This window comes from Bradyrhizobium sp. 31Argb (assembly GCF_043638955.1).
GTDB lineage: Bacteria > Pseudomonadota > Alphaproteobacteria > Rhizobiales > Xanthobacteraceae > Bradyrhizobium.
The window spans coordinates 1-17,729 of record NZ_JBEGDB010000007.1 but is presented as its reverse complement, the minus strand read 5'-3'; the positions used below and the strand labels follow the sequence as shown (position 1 = coordinate 17,729).

The following is a 17,729-nucleotide window of genomic DNA, read 5'->3' as shown; positions in this document are numbered from 1 at the left end:
GATCAGAACCGAAGCTCTAGCGTAAAGAAACAAAAGGGAGAGGAAACAAAATGAACGTTCGTCTGCGGAGACGCTTCGTCCTTGCTGCGCTACTGGCCGCCGCCGCGACGTCTCCAAGCGCCGCTCAAGAAAAAATCACGTTGCGCCTCTCCGACAGCCTGCCTAACGGCCATGTCATTCACGAGCTGGTCGGCAAACCGTTCTCCGAGCTCGTGACCAAGATGACCAACGGCCAGGTCACCTTCCAACACTTCCCTGCCGAGCAGCTCGGCAAGGCCAAGGACATGGCGCAGCTCACCGTCGCCGGCGTCGCCGACGTTTCGTATGTGGTGCCGTCCTATTCGTCGGACAAATATCCGCTGACCGCGGTCGCCGAGCTGCCCGGCATCTTCGAGACGGAATGCCAGGGGTCGATCGCGTTCTACAAGGTCTCCCACAATGGCGGCATCCTCGAAACCAAGGAATTCGCGCCGAACCAGCTCCGCCCGCTGGTGACGATCGCACTGCCCGCCTATCAGATCCAGCTCGCCAACAGCCGCGAGATCAAGGCTGCAAAGGACCTAGAAGGCCTGAAGATCCGCACCACCGGTGGCGCAATGGACCTGATGACGCGCTCGATCGGCGCCGTGCCGGTGCGGATGGCGGCGCCCGAAATCTATGAATCGCTTACCCGCGGCACGCTCGACGGCTTGATCTTCTCCTACCAGAGCTCGGTTTCCTACGATTTCGGCAAGATCCTGAAATCCGGTACTGAAGGGCTCAACTTCGGCACTGCGATCTTCACTTATTCGATGGGCGAAGCCAAGTTCCGCTCGCTGCCCGAGAACGTGCGCAAGGCGCTGGTCGAGGCCGGCGAACAGACCACGCGCGAAGGCTGCAAGCGGTTCGAGGACGGCGAGAGGGCCGCGACCGAGAAGATCAAGTCGCAGGGCATGAAGGTCATCAACTTCGGCGCTGACGACAAGAAGCAGTTCGACACCGCCTTCAAGGCCGTCGCCGAGGACTGGGTGAAGGACATCAACAAGCGCGGCAAGCCGGGCACCGAGGTGTTCAAGGCGTTCACCGAAGCTTTGGCTGCAGGCCGTTGACCGGGCGCGCTCAAGACCGTGCGCCGAAGCCGGCGGGTCCCCTCGCCGGCTTCAAGGTGATCGACCTCACCAGCGTCATGATGGGGCCCTACGCGACCATGATCCTTGGCGACTACGGCGCCGACGTGATCAAGGTCGAAAGTCCCGATGGCGACGTGATGCGCCATGCCACGCCGATGCGCCATCCCCGGATGGGCGCGATGTACCTGCAGGGCAACCGCAACAAGCGCTCCATCGTGCTCGATCTCAAGAAGCCGGGCGGGCGTGAGGCGCTGTTACGCCTGGCATCGACGGCCGACGTCTTCGTTCATAACGTCCGGCCGGCCGCCATGGCGCGGCTCAAGCTCGGCGCCGAAGATCTGCTCGCGACCAATCCGCGGCTGGTCTACGCAAGCCTGCACGGCTTCGGCGAGACCGGCCCCTATGCCGGGCGGCCGGCCTATGACGATCTGATCCAGGGACTGACGGCGCTGCCGGCCCTGACCGGCAAGATCACCGGTGAGCCGCGCTACTCGCCGGCCACGATGGCTGACCGCATCGTCGGCCTGAACGCCATCCATGCGATCCTCGCCGCCTTGATCCATCGCGACCGCACCGGCGAAGGCCAGGCGATCGAAATCCCGATGTTCGAGACTATGGCGCAGTTCGTGCTCGGCGACCACATGGCCGGCCGCAGTTTCGAGCCGCCGATCGGCCCGCCCGGCTATTCGCGATTGCTGTCGCCGGACCGCCGCCCCTACCAGACCAGCGACGGCTATATCTGCGCGCTGGTCTATTCCGACAAGCAGTGGAACGCGTTCTTCCGCAAGATCGGCCTGGAGAACGAAGCCGATCGCGATCCCCGGCTGAACGGCATCTCGGCGCGGACCCGCAACTATGATTTCGTCTACGACTGGTTTTCAAAGGTGATGAAGACCCGCAGCACCGCCGAATGGATGCGCCTGTTCGAAGAGGCCGACATTCCGCACGCCCCGCTGCACGATCTCGACGGCCTGATCGACGATCCGCATCTCGCCGCGGTCGGACTGATCCAGTCCATCGAGCATCCGACGGAAGGAACACTACGTGTTGCCGGCCCTGCAGCGACCTGGAGCAAGACCCCGCCCTCGATCCGTCATCATCCGCCGCAGCTCGGCGAGCACAGCGAAGACATCCTGCGCGACGCTGGATTTTCGGAGGACGAGATAGCTCGGCTTACGGCTGAGCGCGCGTTGATCAACTCAGATTCGTAGGGTGGGCAAAGCGCAGCGTGCCCACCTTTTCTGGCACCGACCGTGAATGGTGGGCACGCTGCGCTTTGCCCACCCTACGCACCTCACCCCCGCCGCAGCGCCAGAATCTTCTCCGCGGCGCGCAGATGCGGCTTGTCCAGCATCTTGCCATCCATCTTCACCACACCGGACGAATTTCCCGCGAACGCAGCGACGACGCGCTCTGACCACGCGATCTCCTCATCGGTCGGCATGAAGGCGGCATTGACGACGTCGACATGCTTTGGATGGATCACCGCCTTTGCCAGGAAACCATCCTGCCGCGCCGTGATGCATTCCTCCCGGAGCGCGTCGAGATCGTTGATGTCGGTGGCGATCGTATCGATGGCGACGACGCCGGCGGCGGCCGCGCTGATCAGGCAGAGATCGCGCGCCAGCCAGAACGGGCTATGAAAGCGGCCGTTGGTGCGGTTGCGCGAAGCCCCGAGCGAGGCGGCGAGATCTTCGGCACCCCACATCATGCCCCATAGCCGCGGGCTCATATTCTCGAAGTCGAGCAGTTTCAGCACCGCCCGCGCCGTCTCGGTCGCAACCGTCACAATGCGCGTCGTGCCCTGGGCAATGTCCGATGCCGCCTCGAACGCATCGAGGTAAAGCGCGAGCTTGTTGACGTCGGCGGCACCAGCACATTTCGGCAGGACGATGCCGTCGGGTTTCCCCGGCATGATAGCCGCGAGATCGCCTAGCGTCATGTCGGTATCGAGCGCGTTGACGCGGACATACATCTTCTGATCGGGATTGCGCGAATTCAGCATCTCGCGCGTGATGCCGCGTGCCGCCACTTTCTGCTCCGGCGCAATGGAGTCTTCGAGATCGAGGATCAGCGCATCCGCGGCCGTCTTCTTGGCGCTTTCGAATTTCCGGACGCTGTCGCCGGGAACGAACAGGAACGAACGCATCACCTCACGCCTTCGGTTTGCAGAGCATCAGCCCGGTACGGCGGCAGCTCGCCACCACCTCGCCGCGCTGGTTGGTCATGGTGTGCTCGAATTCCACGAGCCCCTGGGTCGGCCGCGACTTGCTCGGGCGCTTCGAGACGATCTTGGTATGCGCCCGCAGCGTATCGCCATGAAACACCGGTTTCGGGAACTTCACATCCGTCATGCCCAGATTGCCGACGGTAGTGCCGAGCGTCGTATCATAGACGCTCATACCGATCATGATGCCGAGCGTATAAAGACTGTTGAACAGCCGCTGGCCATATTCGGTCTTCTCGGCGAAATGGGCATCGAGATGCAGCGGCTGCGGGTTCATGGTCAACAGACTGAACATCGTATTGTCCATCTCGGTCACGGTCCGGCTGAATTCATGATGGAATTCCTGCCCGACCTCAAACTCCTCGAAATATAGTCCAGCCATCAGCGTCCCCGATAGTTTGGCGTTCGCTTCTCGACGAACGCGTTCAACCCTTCCTGACAATCTTCCGTCGTCGCGACAAGCGAAAAACTCTCGGCCGCGTTCTCGATCGCGCGGCGGTAGTCCGCATCCACCGCACGCATGAAGGCATCGCGGCCGATCTTCATCACGATCGGCGACTTGGCGGCGAGCTTTCGGGCGACCTCGCGGGCGCGATCGAGCGCGGTCCCCTTCGGCACGACTTCGCTCAAAAGGCCCATGCGGAACGCGGTTGCCGCATCAAAGGGCTCGCCGAGAAACAGTGGCCCGAACGCCTGGTGCTTTCCGACCAGCCGCGGCAAATGCACGAAGTGCAGCGCCGGTATCAGCCCGACATCGATCTCCGGATAGCCGAAGGTCGAAGCGTCGCCGGCAATGATCATGTCACAGGATATGGCAATGGTCATGCCGCCGGCCCGCGCGGCACCATCGATAGCCGCAATCGTCGGCTTGCCCATCCGGTACTGGATGTCGTTGAGGGCGAAGTAGAGGCGCTCGAGAAAGCCCTTGGTCTCGATCGCCGGCTTGCCGCGCACGATGTCGAGATCGAGTCCGGCACAAAATACCTTGTGAGCACTGCCGATGATCACGGCGCGCACGGCTGCATCGTCCTTGGCTGTCTGCAATGCGGCCAGCAGCGCATCGATCAGGGACAGGCTCAGCGCGTTGACCGGCGGGCGATCCAGCACGATCTCGGCAATACCGTCGGCAACCGAGTAGCGGACGAGTTTGCTCATGATGCACCACCTCCATTTGGCCGCCACTGGCGCACCGCACCGGCTCCGATCAACTCATCGATGGCCGCACTGTCGAAGCCAGCCTCTGTCAGGACCTCGACGCTGTCCTGACCGATATCCGGCGCGGGACACAAATCGTCCTCTGAACGACTTGCGATCCCCGGCGTTCGCGGCGTGTAGACCGGGCCGACGCCGGGCGTGTCCTGGCAGACCGCGGCTTTGGTCGCCTCGACGTGAGCATTCCTCAACCATTCGCCGGGATTGTGGATGCGTTCCGCGATGATATCGGCCGCATGCAGGCGCGTCAGCCACGCCTCGGCCGTTTGGGTCAAGAAGACCTCCCGTAGCTGCGGGATCAGCGCGTCGGCTGAATCCGCACGCCTGGCGAAATCGGCAAAGCGCGGATCGGTGGCGAGGTCGTCGCGTCCGATCGCTGTGCATAGGCGTTTGTACTGCGCTTCGTTCACCAGCGTCACCATCATCCAGCCGTCCTTGGCCTGGTAGGTGCCTGCGGGAACGTTGAGCGCGCGCGGTGCGCCGCCTTCCAGAATGAACTCCGCAACCTTGTGGCCCAGCAGCGCCGCCGTCGACTGGCAGAGATTGACGTCGATCCAGCGCCCCGTGCCCACGGTCGCCCGCGCGAACAGCGTGGTGGCGATGGCCTGGAAGGCATAGACGCCGGTGACGATGTCGGAGATCGTCGTGCCGACCCGATGCGGCACCCCGTCCGTGCCGGCATTGACCGAGACCAGGCCCGAAAAGGCCTGCGCCACCGAATCCGACCCGGGACGTTTCGCGTAAGGCCCGCTTTGCCCGAAGCCACTGACCGAGAGATAGATCAGGCCGGGATTGTCGCGTGACAGGCTCTCATAGCCAAGCCCCAGCCGCGCGGCCACGCCGGGCCGGAGGCCTTCGATCAGGACGTCGGCGTCCTTTGCCAGCTTCTGGGCAATCGCGATCCCATCCTTGTGCTTCAGATCGAGGCACAGGCTGCGCTTGCCGCGATTATAGACCGCCGACAGCGTGGTGTGGTTGCCATAGGTCGTCCCGAGATAGCGCGACCAGTCGCCCTCAGGCGGCTCGACCTTGATGACATCGGCGCCATAGACGCCGAGCAGCATCGCGCAATAGGGCGACGCAATGCCCTGTCCGAAATCGAGCACGCGAAGGCCGCGATAGGGCGCCTCGTGTGTCGGCGCCAGCCTGCTTTCAACCGCCATTCATCCTCCCCATGGGGGCCGAAGGCTACAGCGCCAGATAGCGCTGCCGAATGTTGTCGTTGGCCTTCAGCTCTTCGATAGGAGATGTGTAGACGATTTGGCCCTTGTCGATAACCGTCGCGTGGCTCGCAAGGCCAAGGCAAAAATGCATGTTTTGCTCGGCGATCAGCACCGTGGCGCCGGTCGCGCGAAGCTGCCGCAGGAGTTCGCCTATTCGTTGCACGATGATCGGTGCCAGCCCCTCGCTCGGCTCGTCCAACAGCAGCAGCGCCGGGTTGCCCATCAGCGTCCGGGCGATGGCCAGCATCTGCTGTTCGCCGCCGGACAGCCGTCCCGCGATCCGATAGCGCAGCGGCTCGAGCAATGGGAACACGTCATAGATGCGCCGGATCGACCATTCGTCCTCGCCATTCGGCCCCTTCTTCTGGCCGATGACGAGATTGTCTTCCACGGTGTGCTCCGGGAAGATCTGGCGGTCCTCCGGGACAAAGCCGAGCCCGGCGCGGGCGATGCGATGCGGCCTCATCCCGGAGACGGTCCTGCCGTTCAGCGTCACCTTGCCGCGACGCGCCGGCGCGAGTCCCATGATCGCCTTCATGGTGGTGGACTTGCCGGCCCCGTTGCGGCCAAGCAGCGCCATGGTCTCGCCCTGCCGCACCGAGAGGCCGACGCCGAACAAGATCTGGCTGGTGCCATAGTAGACGTCGAGGTCCTCGACCTGCACGACTGGCAAAGCGCTCATGTCACGGCCTCGGCATGTTCCTCGGTGCCCAGATAGGCCTCGATCACCGCTTCGTTGCGCCTGATGGCATCAGGTGTGCCAGTCGCAAGGATGCGGCCGTAGCAGAGCACGACGATCCTGGGCGCGATCTTGAACACGATGTCCATGTCGTGTTCGATAAAGACGACCGTGATCTTCTGCGCCTCCCAGAGCTCCCGGACCTTGTCGATCATCCGCCAGCGCTCTTCAGTGCCCATGCCGGCGGTCGGCTCATCCAGCAGCAGCACCTTTGGATCGAGCACCAGCGCCAGCGCGATATCCAGCAGTTTCTGGTCGCCATGCGACAGTGTCGCGGCGGTGCGGTGGCGCTTGTTGGCAAGGCCGAGCAATTCCATCACGTGCTCGGCACGATCCCGCGTTTCGGCAAGCGGGAAGCGCCGGTGCAGCACGGTCGAGCGGCGCTGATCCGCGCAGACGGCGGCGAGCATGGTCTCCTGCACTGTCAGCGACGGGAAGATGCTGGCAACCTGGAACGCCCGCCCGATACCGTGCCGCACGATGTCGGGCGGCGACTTGCCGGCGAGATCGACACCATCGAGCAGGACCTCGCCGGAGTCCGGCCTGAGCGCGCCTGTGATCAGGTTGAAGAACGTGCTCTTGCCGGCACCATTCGGACCGATCACGGCCGTCAGCGAGCCATCGGCAAAATCCAGCGAAACGTTGTCCGTCGCTTTCACGCCGCCGAACGACTTTGAGAGGCCGCGAATATCCAGCATGGCTAACCGCGCTCCCCTGGCCCGTCGCGCCGCTGCGTATACCACTCAAGCACATAGTCCATCAGCCCCTTGCGCAGACCGATGGCGAAGAACAGGATCACGGCGCCGAGCACGATGCCATGATATTCCGTGTAGCGGGTGACGGTATCGTTGAGGATCAGCAGCAGCACCGTGCCGACCATCGGCCCCAGGAACGTGGTGACGCCGCCGAGCATGTTGATGAAGATGCCCTCGCCCGAAATCGTCCAGTAGCCGAATTCGGGATAGGCGCCCGAGACGAACAGCGCCATGACCATGCCGCCGGTCGAGGCAAACAGCGCCGCCAGCACGAAGATCGTCAGCTTGGCGCGCCAGACATCGATGCCGATGAAGCTCGCCCGTCGGGCGTTGTCGCGGATCATGCGCAGCGTATAGCCGAACGGCGATTGCGCGATCTGGCGCATCAAGAGCAGGCCGAGCACCAGCAGCGCGCAGCTTGTGATGTAAAGATGCACATGATTGGCAAGATCGATGCCGAAGAACACCGGGCGCGGGATGCCGCCGCGCAAGCCCTGATCGCCGCCGGTCAGCGACGCCCAGGTCAGGATCGTCGAGTGGATCAGCATCTGGAATGCCAGCGTGACGAACGCGAAATAGATCTCCTTCAGCCGGACGCAGATCGCCCCGATGATTGCAGCGAAGACAGCGGTGATCGCGAGCGTCGCCACAAAGGCCACCGGTATCGGCACGGCGGTGCGCTGCATCAGCAGGCCGAAGCCATAGGCGCCGAGCCCGAAGAACATGCCGTGCCCGAACGAGATCATGCCGGTGTAGCCGACAAGCAGGTTGAGCGAAGTCGCGAACAGGCCGAAAGCCGAGCAGCGGATCACGAAATCGAGCAGCGCCTTGCTGCCGAAGAAGAACGGCAGTGCTGCCAGTACAGCAAAAGCGACCAGTGCGATCAGAATGTCGCGATAACGCGAGCGGAACGAGCGCGTTTCGATGCTTGGCGCACCCAAGGTTTCCGACGCGCGACCAGCCTGCAGCTCGGTCATGCGACCTCCTTGCCGAACAGGCCGGTCGGCCGCGACACCAGGACGATCACCATGAACAGGTACATCAAGCCTTCGGTGAACAGGGGAAAGCCGAGCGAGCCGAACGAGCGGATCAGGCCGATGAGCAATGCCCCGATCAGCGCGCCCAGGATCGAGCCCATGCCGCCGATCACAGTAACGATGAAGGATTCGATCAGCACCGAAAAGCCCATCCCCGGCGCCAGCGAACGCACCGGCGCCGCCAGCGCCCCGGCAAGCCCGGCGAGCATGCCACCGAGCGCGAACACGCCGCCATAGAGCAGGCCGGTATTGATGCCGAGTGCGGACACCATGCCCGGATTGTGGGCGGCCGCGCGGATCACCTTGCCGATCCGGGTGCGGGCAAGCCCAAGGCCGAGCACCAAGGCGGCGGCCAGCGCGACCCCGATCAGCAGCAGGTAATAGGGCGGCACGACGCCACCTGCGATGAACAGCGGCGGCACCTGGAACGCCGACGGCATACCCATCGACTTGAATTCAGGCCCCCACACCATGCGTACGACATCGTCGAAGATCAGCACGAAGGCGTAGCAGACCAGCAATTGCATCAGCACGTCGGCGCCATAGACGCGGCTCATGAACACGCGCTCGAAGATCAGGCCGAGAATCGCCGTGCCTACCGCGCCGCACAGCATCGCCAGCGCAAAGCTGTCAGAGAATTGGTAAGCCGTCATCGCGAAATAGGCGCCGAACATATAGAAGGCGCCGTGGCTGAAATTGACCACCTTGAGCACGCCGAAGATCAGCGTCAGCCCGACGGCGACGAGAAACAGCAGCATACCGATGATGAGGCCGCTGGTGGTTTGCGTCACCAGACAGGCCGGACTGGCGAGGCAGCCAGCGAGCGCGTCTATATCCAAGGCAGCATTTCCATCAGAGCGCACCGAGACCGCCGGCGCGCAAACTTAAGCGATGCGTGAGTGGAAGCGGCCCGCCCGCCTCCACTCTAGAGACCGGTCAGGTGTAGCCCTTGCTCTTCTTCCACTCGGCTTCGAGCTCGAAGATGGTCTTCCAATCGCCGGCCTTCACTTCCGGCACATAGGGTTCCTGCGGGATCGTGGTGCCCCAACCGATGGCGTAGCCAACCAGCGTGTTGTCCTCCGCGCGCATCGTCACGGTGCCGTCGGCGCCGAACGGGCACTTGATCGTCAGCCCGCGCAACGCTTCCGCCACCTTCTTGCCGTCGGTGGAGTTGGCTTTTTTCACGGCTTCAGTGAGCAGCATCACCGCGGTCGCGTTCTGCCACGACCAGTTGGTGGGATACTCGTTGTACTTCGCCCGGTAGGCGTCGCCCCACGCGGCATTCTCCGGCGTCTTCGGGAATGTCTTGATGTAGCGGTTGCCGGAATGAATGCCCTTCGGCAGGTTCTTCACCACCGTGAGCGCGGTGTAGTCAGCCATGTTGACGGCGAAGACTTCCATCTGCGTGAACAGCGCGTAGATGTTGGCCTGGTCGATATAGGATGTCAGATCGCCGCCCCACAGGCAGGTATACAGCGCCTGCGGCTTTGCCTGCAGGATCTTCGTCACCACTTCGGTGTAGTCAGGCTGGAACAGCTTTGGCCAGGACTCGCTGATGATCTCGACATCGGGCGCAAAGCGCTTGAGATAGAGCGCGAATTCGCCTGTCGTATCGCGGCCATAGGCATAATCCGGCGAGCAGGTCGCCCATTTCTTCAAGCCCTTGGCCTTCGCGATCGCAGCCGCATAGCTGCCGCCGACGATGGAATCGTGAATGCCCTGCCGGACGCAGCGGAACGCATTGGGAATGTGCTGCTTCGGATCGGCCGTCAGCGACGAGGCTTCCGAGCAGGTATGGATGCAGAGCACGCCGAGGTCGCGCGCCACTTCGTGCACCGCGAACGATCCGGACGAGGCCTCGCCGTCGAACAGCATCTCGCAGCCATCGGTGTTGACGAGTTCGCGCGCGACGCGGGCTGCTTCCTGCGGCTGGCCCTTGGAGTCGCGGATCACCATCTCGATCTGCCGGCCGGCCAAGCCGCCCGCGGCGTTGACCTTCTCGACCTCGAGCAGCACGGCGTTGCGCGAAGAGGTGCCGAGCTGCGCAACGCGGCCCGACAGAATCGTCGGCATGCCGATCTTGATGGTCTTGGCCTGCGCGCGCGCCACCCATGGCGCAGCTGATATCACCGCACCGGCGCCCATCAGCGCCAGAGTCGCACGGCGGCTGATGCCCGGTTGACGGGTTCTCTTCATTCTCCCCTCCCAGTCGGGTTGTCGTTCCCTATTCCCTTGCCGGAGATCATCTCGTCTCCGTGGACACAAGGATTTCAGAGCAAGGGGGGTGACGTCAAGCCAAAGATGAATTACGAGTCATAGTTCATCGGGGAAGGAAACGAGGCCGAAACGGCCCTTTGAGCGGCAGATGATCAACCTATCGAGCTTCATCGCCTTTCATGCCAAGCGGACGCCTGATCGGTGTGCGCTGAAATATCGCGGCGAGGACATTTCCTACGGCAAATTCGACGAGCGCATCCGCCGGGTGGCCGGCTGGCTCGCCTCCCGCGGCATCGGTGCCGGTGACGTCGTCGCGGTTCTGATGAAGAACAGCGCCGCCTTTCTCGAACTGGTGTTTGCGACCAGCCACATCGGCGCGGTGTTCCTGCCGATCAACTATCGCCTCTCCGCCGATGAGGTCGGCTACATCGTCGACAATTCCGGCGCGCGCATCCTGATCGCGGACGAAGAACTCGCCGCGATCACGGCGGGTCATGCGCCAATCGTGCTGCTCGATGAAGCCGCGCAATCGACCGCAACGCGGCTCGCAGGCGATATCGCACCTGCGCCGATGCATGTCCGCCGACCACAGGACCTGATGCGGCTGATGTACACGTCAGGCACGACCGACCGTCCCAAGGGCGTGATGCTCAGTTACGAGAACATGTACTGGAAGTCGACCGACCAGACGCTGGTGCTCGGCCTCAATGCGGATACGCGCCTCCTTGTCGTCGGCCCGCTCTATCATGTCGGCGCACTCGATCTGCCTGGAATCGCGGTGCTGTGGCACGGCGGAATGCTCTCGGTCCATCGCGACTTCAAGCCCGAACAGGCACTCGCTGCGATCGAAGCGGAGAAGCTGAACGCGGCGTGGTTTGCGCCTGTGATGACCACCGCGATCCTCACCTGCCCCACTCGCGACCGCTACGATGTTTCCAGTCTGCAATGGGCGATCGGCGGCGGCGAGAAAACGCCGGAGGTGCGCATCCGCGCCTTCTCCGACTACTTCAGGAATGCCCGCTACATCGACGCCTATGGTCTGACCGAGAGCGTCGGCGGTGACACCTTCATGGAGCCGGGCCGCGAGATCGATAAGATCGGCTCGACCGGCCGTGCCATCGCCCATGTCGAAATTGAGATCCGTGACGATCGAGGCGATCGGCTTCCGCCCGGCGAGAACGGCGAGATCTGCCTGCGCGGACCGAAGATCACGAAAGGATACTGGCGGGACCCGGAGAAGACCGCCGCCGCCTTCTTCGGCGACTGGTTCCGCACCGGCGATGTCGGCTATCTCGACGAGGAGGGCTTCCTCTATCTCACCGACCGCAAGAAGGACCTGATCATTTCCGGCGGCGAGAACATCGCCTCCTCCGAGGTGGAGCGCGTCATCTATGAGATGCCCGAGGTTCGCGAGGTCGCCGTCATCGGCCTGCGCGATGAGCGCTGGGGCGAGAAGCCGGTCGCGATCGTCGTGCTGTCGGAAGGGGCTGCGCTGGATCTTCCCGCCCTCACCGACTACTGCCGCGCGCGGCTCGCCGGCTTCAAGGTGCCGAAACAACTGATCATCCGCGACAGCCTGCCGCGCAATCCTTCCGGCAAGGTACTCAAGCGTGTGCTGCGCGCCGAACTGGAGACCGCTACATGACCCAAGCACCGCACGCTGCGCCCCTCAAGCTCACCAAGCTGAACCGGGTCGAGCGCAACGCCTGGACCAAGCAAAAGATCTTCGACGCCGCGACCAAGGTGGTCGGCAAATATGGCTACGCCGAAGCCTCCGTCGCCCGCATCACCGAGGAAGCCGGCGTCGCGCAAGGCACCTTCTACAATCATTTCGAGAGCCGCCAGGAACTGCTCGAGCAGCTCTTGCCGAAGATCGGACTGGACATGGTGCGCTTCATCCACGCACGCACCGGCACCGCGCACACCGCGCGGCAGGAAATTGAGCGCTTCAGTGCCTTCTTCGATTTCATCCTCGAAGTGCCGGAATTCCTGCGCATCCTCAACGAAGCCGAGTTCTTTGCGCCGATCGGCTACCAGAAACATTTCGACAATATCTCAACCGCCTATGTACGCATCCTCGGCCGCGCGCGCCAAGCCGGAGAGATCATCGATTTCAGCGACGAGGAATTCGAGGCGATCGTGCAGATGCTGATGGGCGCGCGCGGCTATCTCAGCCGCCGCTATTCCTACGCCGGTGGCAAGGTCACTGCCCCGCCTGATCATGTGATTTCCGCCTATCGGAAGCTCGTCACCCGAGGGCTGTTCAACAGAGCAAGTGAGGATAACGGTCATGAGCGCTGACGGCCTCGTTCTCGTCACCGGCGGCAGCCGCGGCATCGGCGCCGCCACCGCCACGCTGCTTGCCGACCAGGGCCAGCGCGTCGTCATCGTCGACATCGCGCCGGAACCGCTGGTGGGGACCGATGCGATCCTCTGGCCCGCCCCGTTCGATGTCGCGAGCGAAGCGACCGTCACGGCCGGCGTTGCCGATATCGAGGCCGCGCACGGTCCGATCACCGGCCTCGTCAATGCCGCCGGCGTGTTCGGCAAGATGCACCGGATCGAGCGCGTGCGGATGGAGCAATGGGACCGCGAGGTCAATATCGACCTGCGCGGCACCTTTATGGTCGCCCGCAGCGTCGGCGTGCTGATGGCCGCGCGGCGGAACGGCGCGATCGTCAATGTCGCCTCCGTCGCCGGCATGACCTCCGGTCCGATCCATGCCTATACCGCGGCCAAGGCCGGTGTCGTCCAGATCACGCAGACGCTTGCAGCCGAGTGGGGCCGGGTCGGCGTGCGCGTCAACGCCGTGTCGCCGGGCTTTACCCGCACGGCGATGCTGGAAGCCGGTATCGCCTCGGGCGCGCTCGACAAGGAACTGCTGTCGCGGCCATCAGCCATGAACCGGCTGGTCGAGCCGTTCGAAGTGGCGGAGGCGATCGCCTGGCTGCTTTCACCAAAGAGCAGCGGCGTCACCGGCATCAACCTGCCGGTCGATGCCGGCTTTATCGCCGGCAGCACGTGGGCCGCCTATGGCGGGCTGCCGGAAGCGCCGGAAGCATGAGGACAAGAGCATGAACATCGAAATGCCGCGCAAGAAACTCGACCTGGCTTCCGCCATCGCTGAAGGCGACATCCGCGTGCTGCTGATGGTGCTGGTGCACATGACCGGCGACGAGCGCTGGCTGGAACCGCCGTACAAGCCCAAGCGCGACGTGCGCCTGATCCCCGATCCGGACGCCGGCGTGCCGAAGGAAATCCAGGACGAGATCCGCGCCGCAGTCCTGAAGCTCTATGAGCACGGCGAGCCGAAACCTGTCATCACCGATCCTGGCAACGAGTTGATGCTGAAGATGATGAGTGCGACGCTCGGCGAGAACGTCGCACCGGAATATGCACCGCTGATGCGTGAGGAAATGGGCTTCATCCCGCGTGACGCGCGCTGGGCCAAACGTCCATCGAACGAGAAGCTCGCGGAGCAGCACGTCCTGATCGTCGGCGCCGGCGTGTGTGCGATTGCGCTCGGCGTCGCGCTGGACCGGCTCGGCGTCCCCTACACCATCGTCGAGAAAGAGGACGAGATCGGCGGCACCTGGTACGTCAACCGCTATCCCGGTTGCGGCGTCGATACGCCGAACCACTCCTACTCCTTCTCTTTCGGCGAACGAAACCAGTGGACGCGCTATTTCGCGCCGCGCCAGGAACTGCTCGACTATCTCTTGAAAGTGGTGCGCGAACACGGCATCCGACGCCATGTTCGTCTCAACACCGAGCTGATCGCGTCCCGCTGGGACGAGAACAAGCGGCGCTGGATTTCGACTCTCAAGACCGAGACCGGCGAAGAGACCTTCGAGTCGACGGCTCTGGTCAGCGCCATCGGCCAGCTCAACGACCCAGCCCCGGCTCGCTTCAAGGGCGAGGAAAACTTCCAGGGCCTCGCCGTGCATTCGGCGCTCTGGTCCGACGATATCAATCTCGACGGCAAGCGCGTCGCTGTGATCGGTACCGGGGCCACGGCGATGCAACTCGTGCCCGCGATCGCCGACCGCGTATCGTCGGTCACGGTCTATCAGCGCACCGCGCAATGGGCGCGGCCGGTCAAGGGCTACTCCGACCCCATCACCGAAGGCGCGCGATGGCTGCTCGCGTACCTGCCCTTCTATGTGCAGTGGTACCGCTTCAACATGTTCTGGCGCTATGGCGACGGCCTGCTGCCGTTCCTGCGCAAGGATCCGAACTGGCCGCATCCGGCACGCGCCGTCAACAAGGGCAACGACCGGCATCGGCAGGAGCTGACGGACTTCATCCTGTCCGAGCTCAAGGATCGCCCCGACCTGATCGAAAAATGCGTGCCGACCTATCCGCCTTATGGCAAGCGCATCCTGCTCGACAACAACTGGTTCAAGACGCTGACCAAACCGAACGTCGAGCTGGTCACCGACCCAGTCGGTCATTTTACGCGCGAGGGCATCGTCACGGCGGATGGCAAGCAGCGCGCGCACGATATCATCGTCGTCTCCACCGGCTTCAGGGTTTCGGAGATGGCGGCGCGGCTCAACATCACTGGGCGCGGCGGCAACAATCTCAGGAACGTATGGGCCAACGACAACCCGACAGCCTATCTCGGTTTGACCGTGCCAAACTTCCCAAACCTGTTCTTGATGCTTGGCCCCAACTCAGGACCTGCGCATGGCGGCAGCGTGATTTTCCAGTCGGAATGCCAGAGCCGCTACATCTCGGCTTGCCTGGTCGAGATGATCGAGAAAGGCATCGCCGCCATCGATGTCAGTCAGGAAGCGCATGATCAATATGTCCGCAAGGTCGATGCCGAACACGAGCAGTTGATCTGGACCCATCCGGGCATGACGACCTATTATCGCAACAGCCGGGGCCGCGTATTTTCGGCCATGCCCTGGCGCTTCGTCGACTATTGGGCGATGACCCATGATCCCGATCTGAGCCAGTATCGACAAACGAAACGTGCAGACGCCTGAGCGCCACCACGATCAGGGAGGGCCAAGCATGGAAAGGCCGCGCGTACGCATCTACACCGACTACAAGAGCCCTTACGCCTTCGTGGCCAACAAGCGCCTGTTCGAGCTCGAAGAACAGCATGGCGTCGAGCTGGAGTGGCTGCCCTATACGCTGCGGATCCCGGAATTCATGGGGACGGTGGAAGAGCGCACCCCGCATTTCTGGCGCAAGGTGCGTTACGCCTACATGGACGCCCGGCGTTTCGCCAACGCGCAAGGCCTGACGATGAAGGGACCGCGGCGGATCTACGACGCGTTCTATTCCAGCGCCGGCATGCTATTCGCCCAGCGCCATGGGCTGTTCCGGCCGTATCACGACACGGTCTTTCGCCGGTTTTGGAACCATGATCTGGAGATCGACGAACTATCTGATATCGCTGGCGTGATCGCCTCGATCGGTGGCCGGGCGAAGGATTTCGAGGAATATGTTCATGGGCCCGCGCGAGCAGAGCACGATCGGATCATCGAGGAAGCGGAGGCACTTGGTGTGTTCGGCGTCCCGACCATGGTGTTCAATGGTGAGCTGTTCTGGGGCGGCGATCGCATCGACATGCTGATCGAGCGCATCAAGGAGCCGGCCTCCATCGCAACAGCGCTTGGCAGCCGACATAGGAAATGATCCTGCGCTTCATGGTTCCCTCGCCTCGGGGAACCGCGACTTCACTTGACAGTCTCCAATATCTGCCGCAGCATTTTGCTGATGCACCTGTCGGGGTGCTGGAGCTTGGCTCCCGGCCTTGCAGGGATTGCCGACCGATCATGTGGTCGGGCGGCAAGCAGAGGATACGGACAGATGTCCGTCGGGCCACTCTTGGAGAGGAGCATGACGCCACCGGGACAGTCCTGTGACCTTGCTCAGCGGCAAGGTCTCGGCGCAGTTGAGGTGAACAGCAGCTGCTAGCCGCGTTGCGCCGTCGACAATCTGAACATATCCACCGGATGGAAGCGCAAAGGCCACGCGCTTTACGATCCAGAGTTATCCTGGTGTCTACCAGAATCCTTCGCTAAAACGAAGATGCAGGGCCCCGCGATGCTCCAATGCACCGGGGCCCATTAATTTGCAGCCAAATGCACCCAGCAACCGGTGCGCTCGAGTAACGGCTGCAAAACGTCGCGGTCGGTCATGACTCCCTCTATTCCTCGCGCAACGGCCGGAAAAACTCGCGCACCTCCCGCACGTACAACTCGGGCTGCTCGAAGGCGGCGAAGTGACCGCCCTTTGGCATCTCGCTCCAATGGCGGATATTGGTGTAGCTCGCCTCCATCCACTTTCGAACCGGCGTGACGATCTCCTTGGGAAAGACGGCGACGCCGGTCGGCACGGTGACCTTGTGCACGGTTCGCCGTTTCGATCCGAAGCTTTCCCAATAGAGCCGCGCCGAGGAAGCCGCTGTGGCGGGCACCCAATACAGCATGACATTGTCGAGCAGTTCGTCGCGGGACAGGATGTTCTCGGGATGCCCGTCGCAGTCGGTCCAGGCCCAGAATTTCTCGAGGATCCACGCGGCCTGACCGCTCGGTGAATCCGTGAGCCCATAGCCGAGCGTTTGCGGCCGGGTCGACTGCTGCTTGGAATAGCCGGAATCCCAGTCAGCGTAATATTTGATACCGCTCAGCGCCCGCGTCTCTTCCGGCGTCGGCTGTCCCTCGACATTGGGCCGCGTCGCCATCGCGAGCGTGATATGAATGCCCGCGCAATGCGCAGCGTCTTGCGCGCCCAGCGCGGTCGTGACGGCCGAGCCCCAATCACCGCCTTGCGCGCCGTATCGCGCATAGCCAAGGCGCTCCATCAGCGCGGCCCAGGCCGAGGCAATGCGATCGACGCCCCAGCCGGTTGTGCGCGGCTTGGCGGAGAAGCCGAAGCCCGGCAATGACGGACAGATCACGTGAAACGCGTCGGCCGCACGGCCACCGTGGGCGGTCGGATCGGTGAGCGGTTCGATCACCTTGTGGAATTCAACGACCGATCCCGGCCAGCCATGGGTGATGATCGTGAGCGTCACGAGAGGATCGCCGTGCCCGGCCTTGACTTGCGCGGAATGCTTTGGATTGCCCGATCGGGGTGATTGACGCTGCCGCTGGGCGATGATTGGGTGCTCCCCTCTGAAGGGGGCGACGGGGATCAGAATGACCAGCGAGTCGCATCTGCGCGAGAAGCTTCGGAAGATCGAGGCGTT

At 63.1% G+C, this 17,729-nt stretch carries 17 protein-coding genes; 7 read left to right on the top strand and 10 right to left on the bottom strand.

Going from position 1 to position 17,729, the window contains the following annotated elements:
* Nucleotides 1–50: 50 nt before the first annotated feature.
* On the top strand, nt 51–1,088 hold the full coding sequence (gene dctP / locus AAFX91_RS02460; RefSeq protein WP_394565452.1) for a TRAP transporter substrate-binding protein DctP: 1,038 nt from the start codon (nt 51–53) through the stop codon (nt 1,086–1,088).
* Nucleotides 1,085–2,320, top strand: a complete 1,236-nt coding sequence (locus AAFX91_RS02455; protein ID WP_394565451.1) for a CaiB/BaiF CoA transferase family protein — start codon at nt 1,085–1,087, stop codon at nt 2,318–2,320. Before dctP ends, AAFX91_RS02455 begins: the two co-directional genes overlap by 4 nt.
* Before the next feature lie 83 nt (nt 2,321–2,403).
* Here the strand turns inward: AAFX91_RS02455 and AAFX91_RS02450 are convergent, their stop codons facing one another.
* The 9 genes from AAFX91_RS02450 to AAFX91_RS02410 form a co-directional block, all read right to left on the bottom strand.
* Nucleotides 2,404–3,258 (bottom strand): HpcH/HpaI aldolase/citrate lyase family protein, encoded by an 855-nt coding sequence (locus AAFX91_RS02450; protein WP_394565450.1) that lies wholly within the window; start codon nt 3,256–3,258, stop codon nt 2,404–2,406.
* A 4-nt stretch (nt 3,259–3,262) separates the two neighbouring features.
* A complete protein-coding gene (locus AAFX91_RS02445; protein WP_282527711.1) occupies nt 3,263–3,718 on the bottom strand; it encodes a MaoC family dehydratase in 456 nt (151 codons plus the stop codon).
* Nucleotides 3,718–4,491, bottom strand: a complete 774-nt coding sequence (locus AAFX91_RS02440; RefSeq protein WP_394565449.1) for an enoyl-CoA hydratase/isomerase family protein — start codon at nt 4,489–4,491, stop codon at nt 3,718–3,720. Before AAFX91_RS02440 ends, AAFX91_RS02445 begins: the two co-directional genes overlap by 1 nt.
* Entirely contained in the window at nt 4,488–5,711 is a 1,224-nt protein-coding gene (locus AAFX91_RS02435) for a CaiB/BaiF CoA transferase family protein (RefSeq protein ID WP_394565448.1), read from the bottom strand. The genes AAFX91_RS02440 and AAFX91_RS02435 overlap by 4 nt, the downstream gene beginning before the upstream one ends.
* 25 nt (nt 5,712–5,736) lie before the next feature.
* Nucleotides 5,737–6,453, bottom strand: coding sequence for an ABC transporter ATP-binding protein (locus AAFX91_RS02430; RefSeq protein ID WP_028164870.1), 717 nt, complete (start codon nt 6,451–6,453; stop codon nt 5,737–5,739).
* On the bottom strand, nt 6,450–7,208 hold the full coding sequence (locus AAFX91_RS02425) for an ABC transporter ATP-binding protein (protein WP_282527714.1): 759 nt from the start codon (nt 7,206–7,208) through the stop codon (nt 6,450–6,452). Before AAFX91_RS02425 ends, AAFX91_RS02430 begins: the two co-directional genes overlap by 4 nt.
* Nucleotides 7,209–7,210: 2 nt before the next feature.
* The gene (locus AAFX91_RS02420; RefSeq protein WP_394565447.1) at nt 7,211–8,242 is read right to left on the bottom strand and encodes a branched-chain amino acid ABC transporter permease; all 1,032 of its coding nucleotides are present in this window, start codon (nt 8,240–8,242) and stop codon (nt 7,211–7,213) included.
* A complete protein-coding gene (locus tag AAFX91_RS02415) occupies nt 8,239–9,141 on the bottom strand; it encodes a branched-chain amino acid ABC transporter permease (RefSeq protein ID WP_394565446.1) in 903 nt (300 codons plus the stop codon). The genes AAFX91_RS02420 and AAFX91_RS02415 overlap by 4 nt, the downstream gene beginning before the upstream one ends.
* A 97-nt stretch (nt 9,142–9,238) precedes the next feature.
* The gene (locus AAFX91_RS02410; protein ID WP_394565445.1) at nt 9,239–10,498 is read right to left on the bottom strand and encodes an ABC transporter substrate-binding protein; all 1,260 of its coding nucleotides are present in this window, start codon (nt 10,496–10,498) and stop codon (nt 9,239–9,241) included.
* Nucleotides 10,499–10,667: 169 nt separating this feature from the next.
* Here AAFX91_RS02410 and AAFX91_RS02405 point away from each other — a divergent pair, with 169 nt between their 5' ends.
* Genes AAFX91_RS02405 through AAFX91_RS02385 form a run of 5 tightly spaced genes read left to right on the top strand, consistent with a single transcriptional unit; the run spans nt 10,668 to nt 16,171 of the window.
* Nucleotides 10,668–12,164 (top strand): AMP-binding protein, encoded by a 1,497-nt coding sequence (locus AAFX91_RS02405; protein ID WP_394565444.1) that lies wholly within the window; start codon nt 10,668–10,670, stop codon nt 12,162–12,164.
* Entirely contained in the window at nt 12,161–12,820 is a 660-nt protein-coding gene (locus AAFX91_RS02400; RefSeq protein WP_394565443.1) for a TetR/AcrR family transcriptional regulator, read from the top strand. Before AAFX91_RS02405 ends, AAFX91_RS02400 begins: the two co-directional genes overlap by 4 nt.
* On the top strand, nt 12,810–13,583 hold the full coding sequence (locus AAFX91_RS02395) for an SDR family NAD(P)-dependent oxidoreductase (RefSeq protein WP_394565442.1): 774 nt from the start codon (nt 12,810–12,812) through the stop codon (nt 13,581–13,583). The genes AAFX91_RS02400 and AAFX91_RS02395 overlap by 11 nt, the downstream gene beginning before the upstream one ends.
* A 10-nt stretch (nt 13,584–13,593) precedes the next feature.
* Nucleotides 13,594–15,513 (top strand): NAD(P)-binding domain-containing protein, encoded by a 1,920-nt coding sequence (locus AAFX91_RS02390; protein ID WP_394565441.1) that lies wholly within the window; start codon nt 13,594–13,596, stop codon nt 15,511–15,513.
* Nucleotides 15,514–15,541: 28 nt separating this feature from the next.
* Nucleotides 15,542–16,171 (top strand): 2-hydroxychromene-2-carboxylate isomerase, encoded by a 630-nt coding sequence (locus AAFX91_RS02385; protein ID WP_130577043.1) that lies wholly within the window; start codon nt 15,542–15,544, stop codon nt 16,169–16,171.
* Between the two features lie 514 nt (nt 16,172–16,685).
* On the opposite strand, the gene AAFX91_RS02380 is transcribed toward AAFX91_RS02385, so the two are convergent.
* Nucleotides 16,686–17,729: alpha/beta fold hydrolase (locus AAFX91_RS02380; RefSeq protein ID WP_394565440.1), on the bottom strand; the 1,044-nt coding region annotated here is incomplete at its 5' end.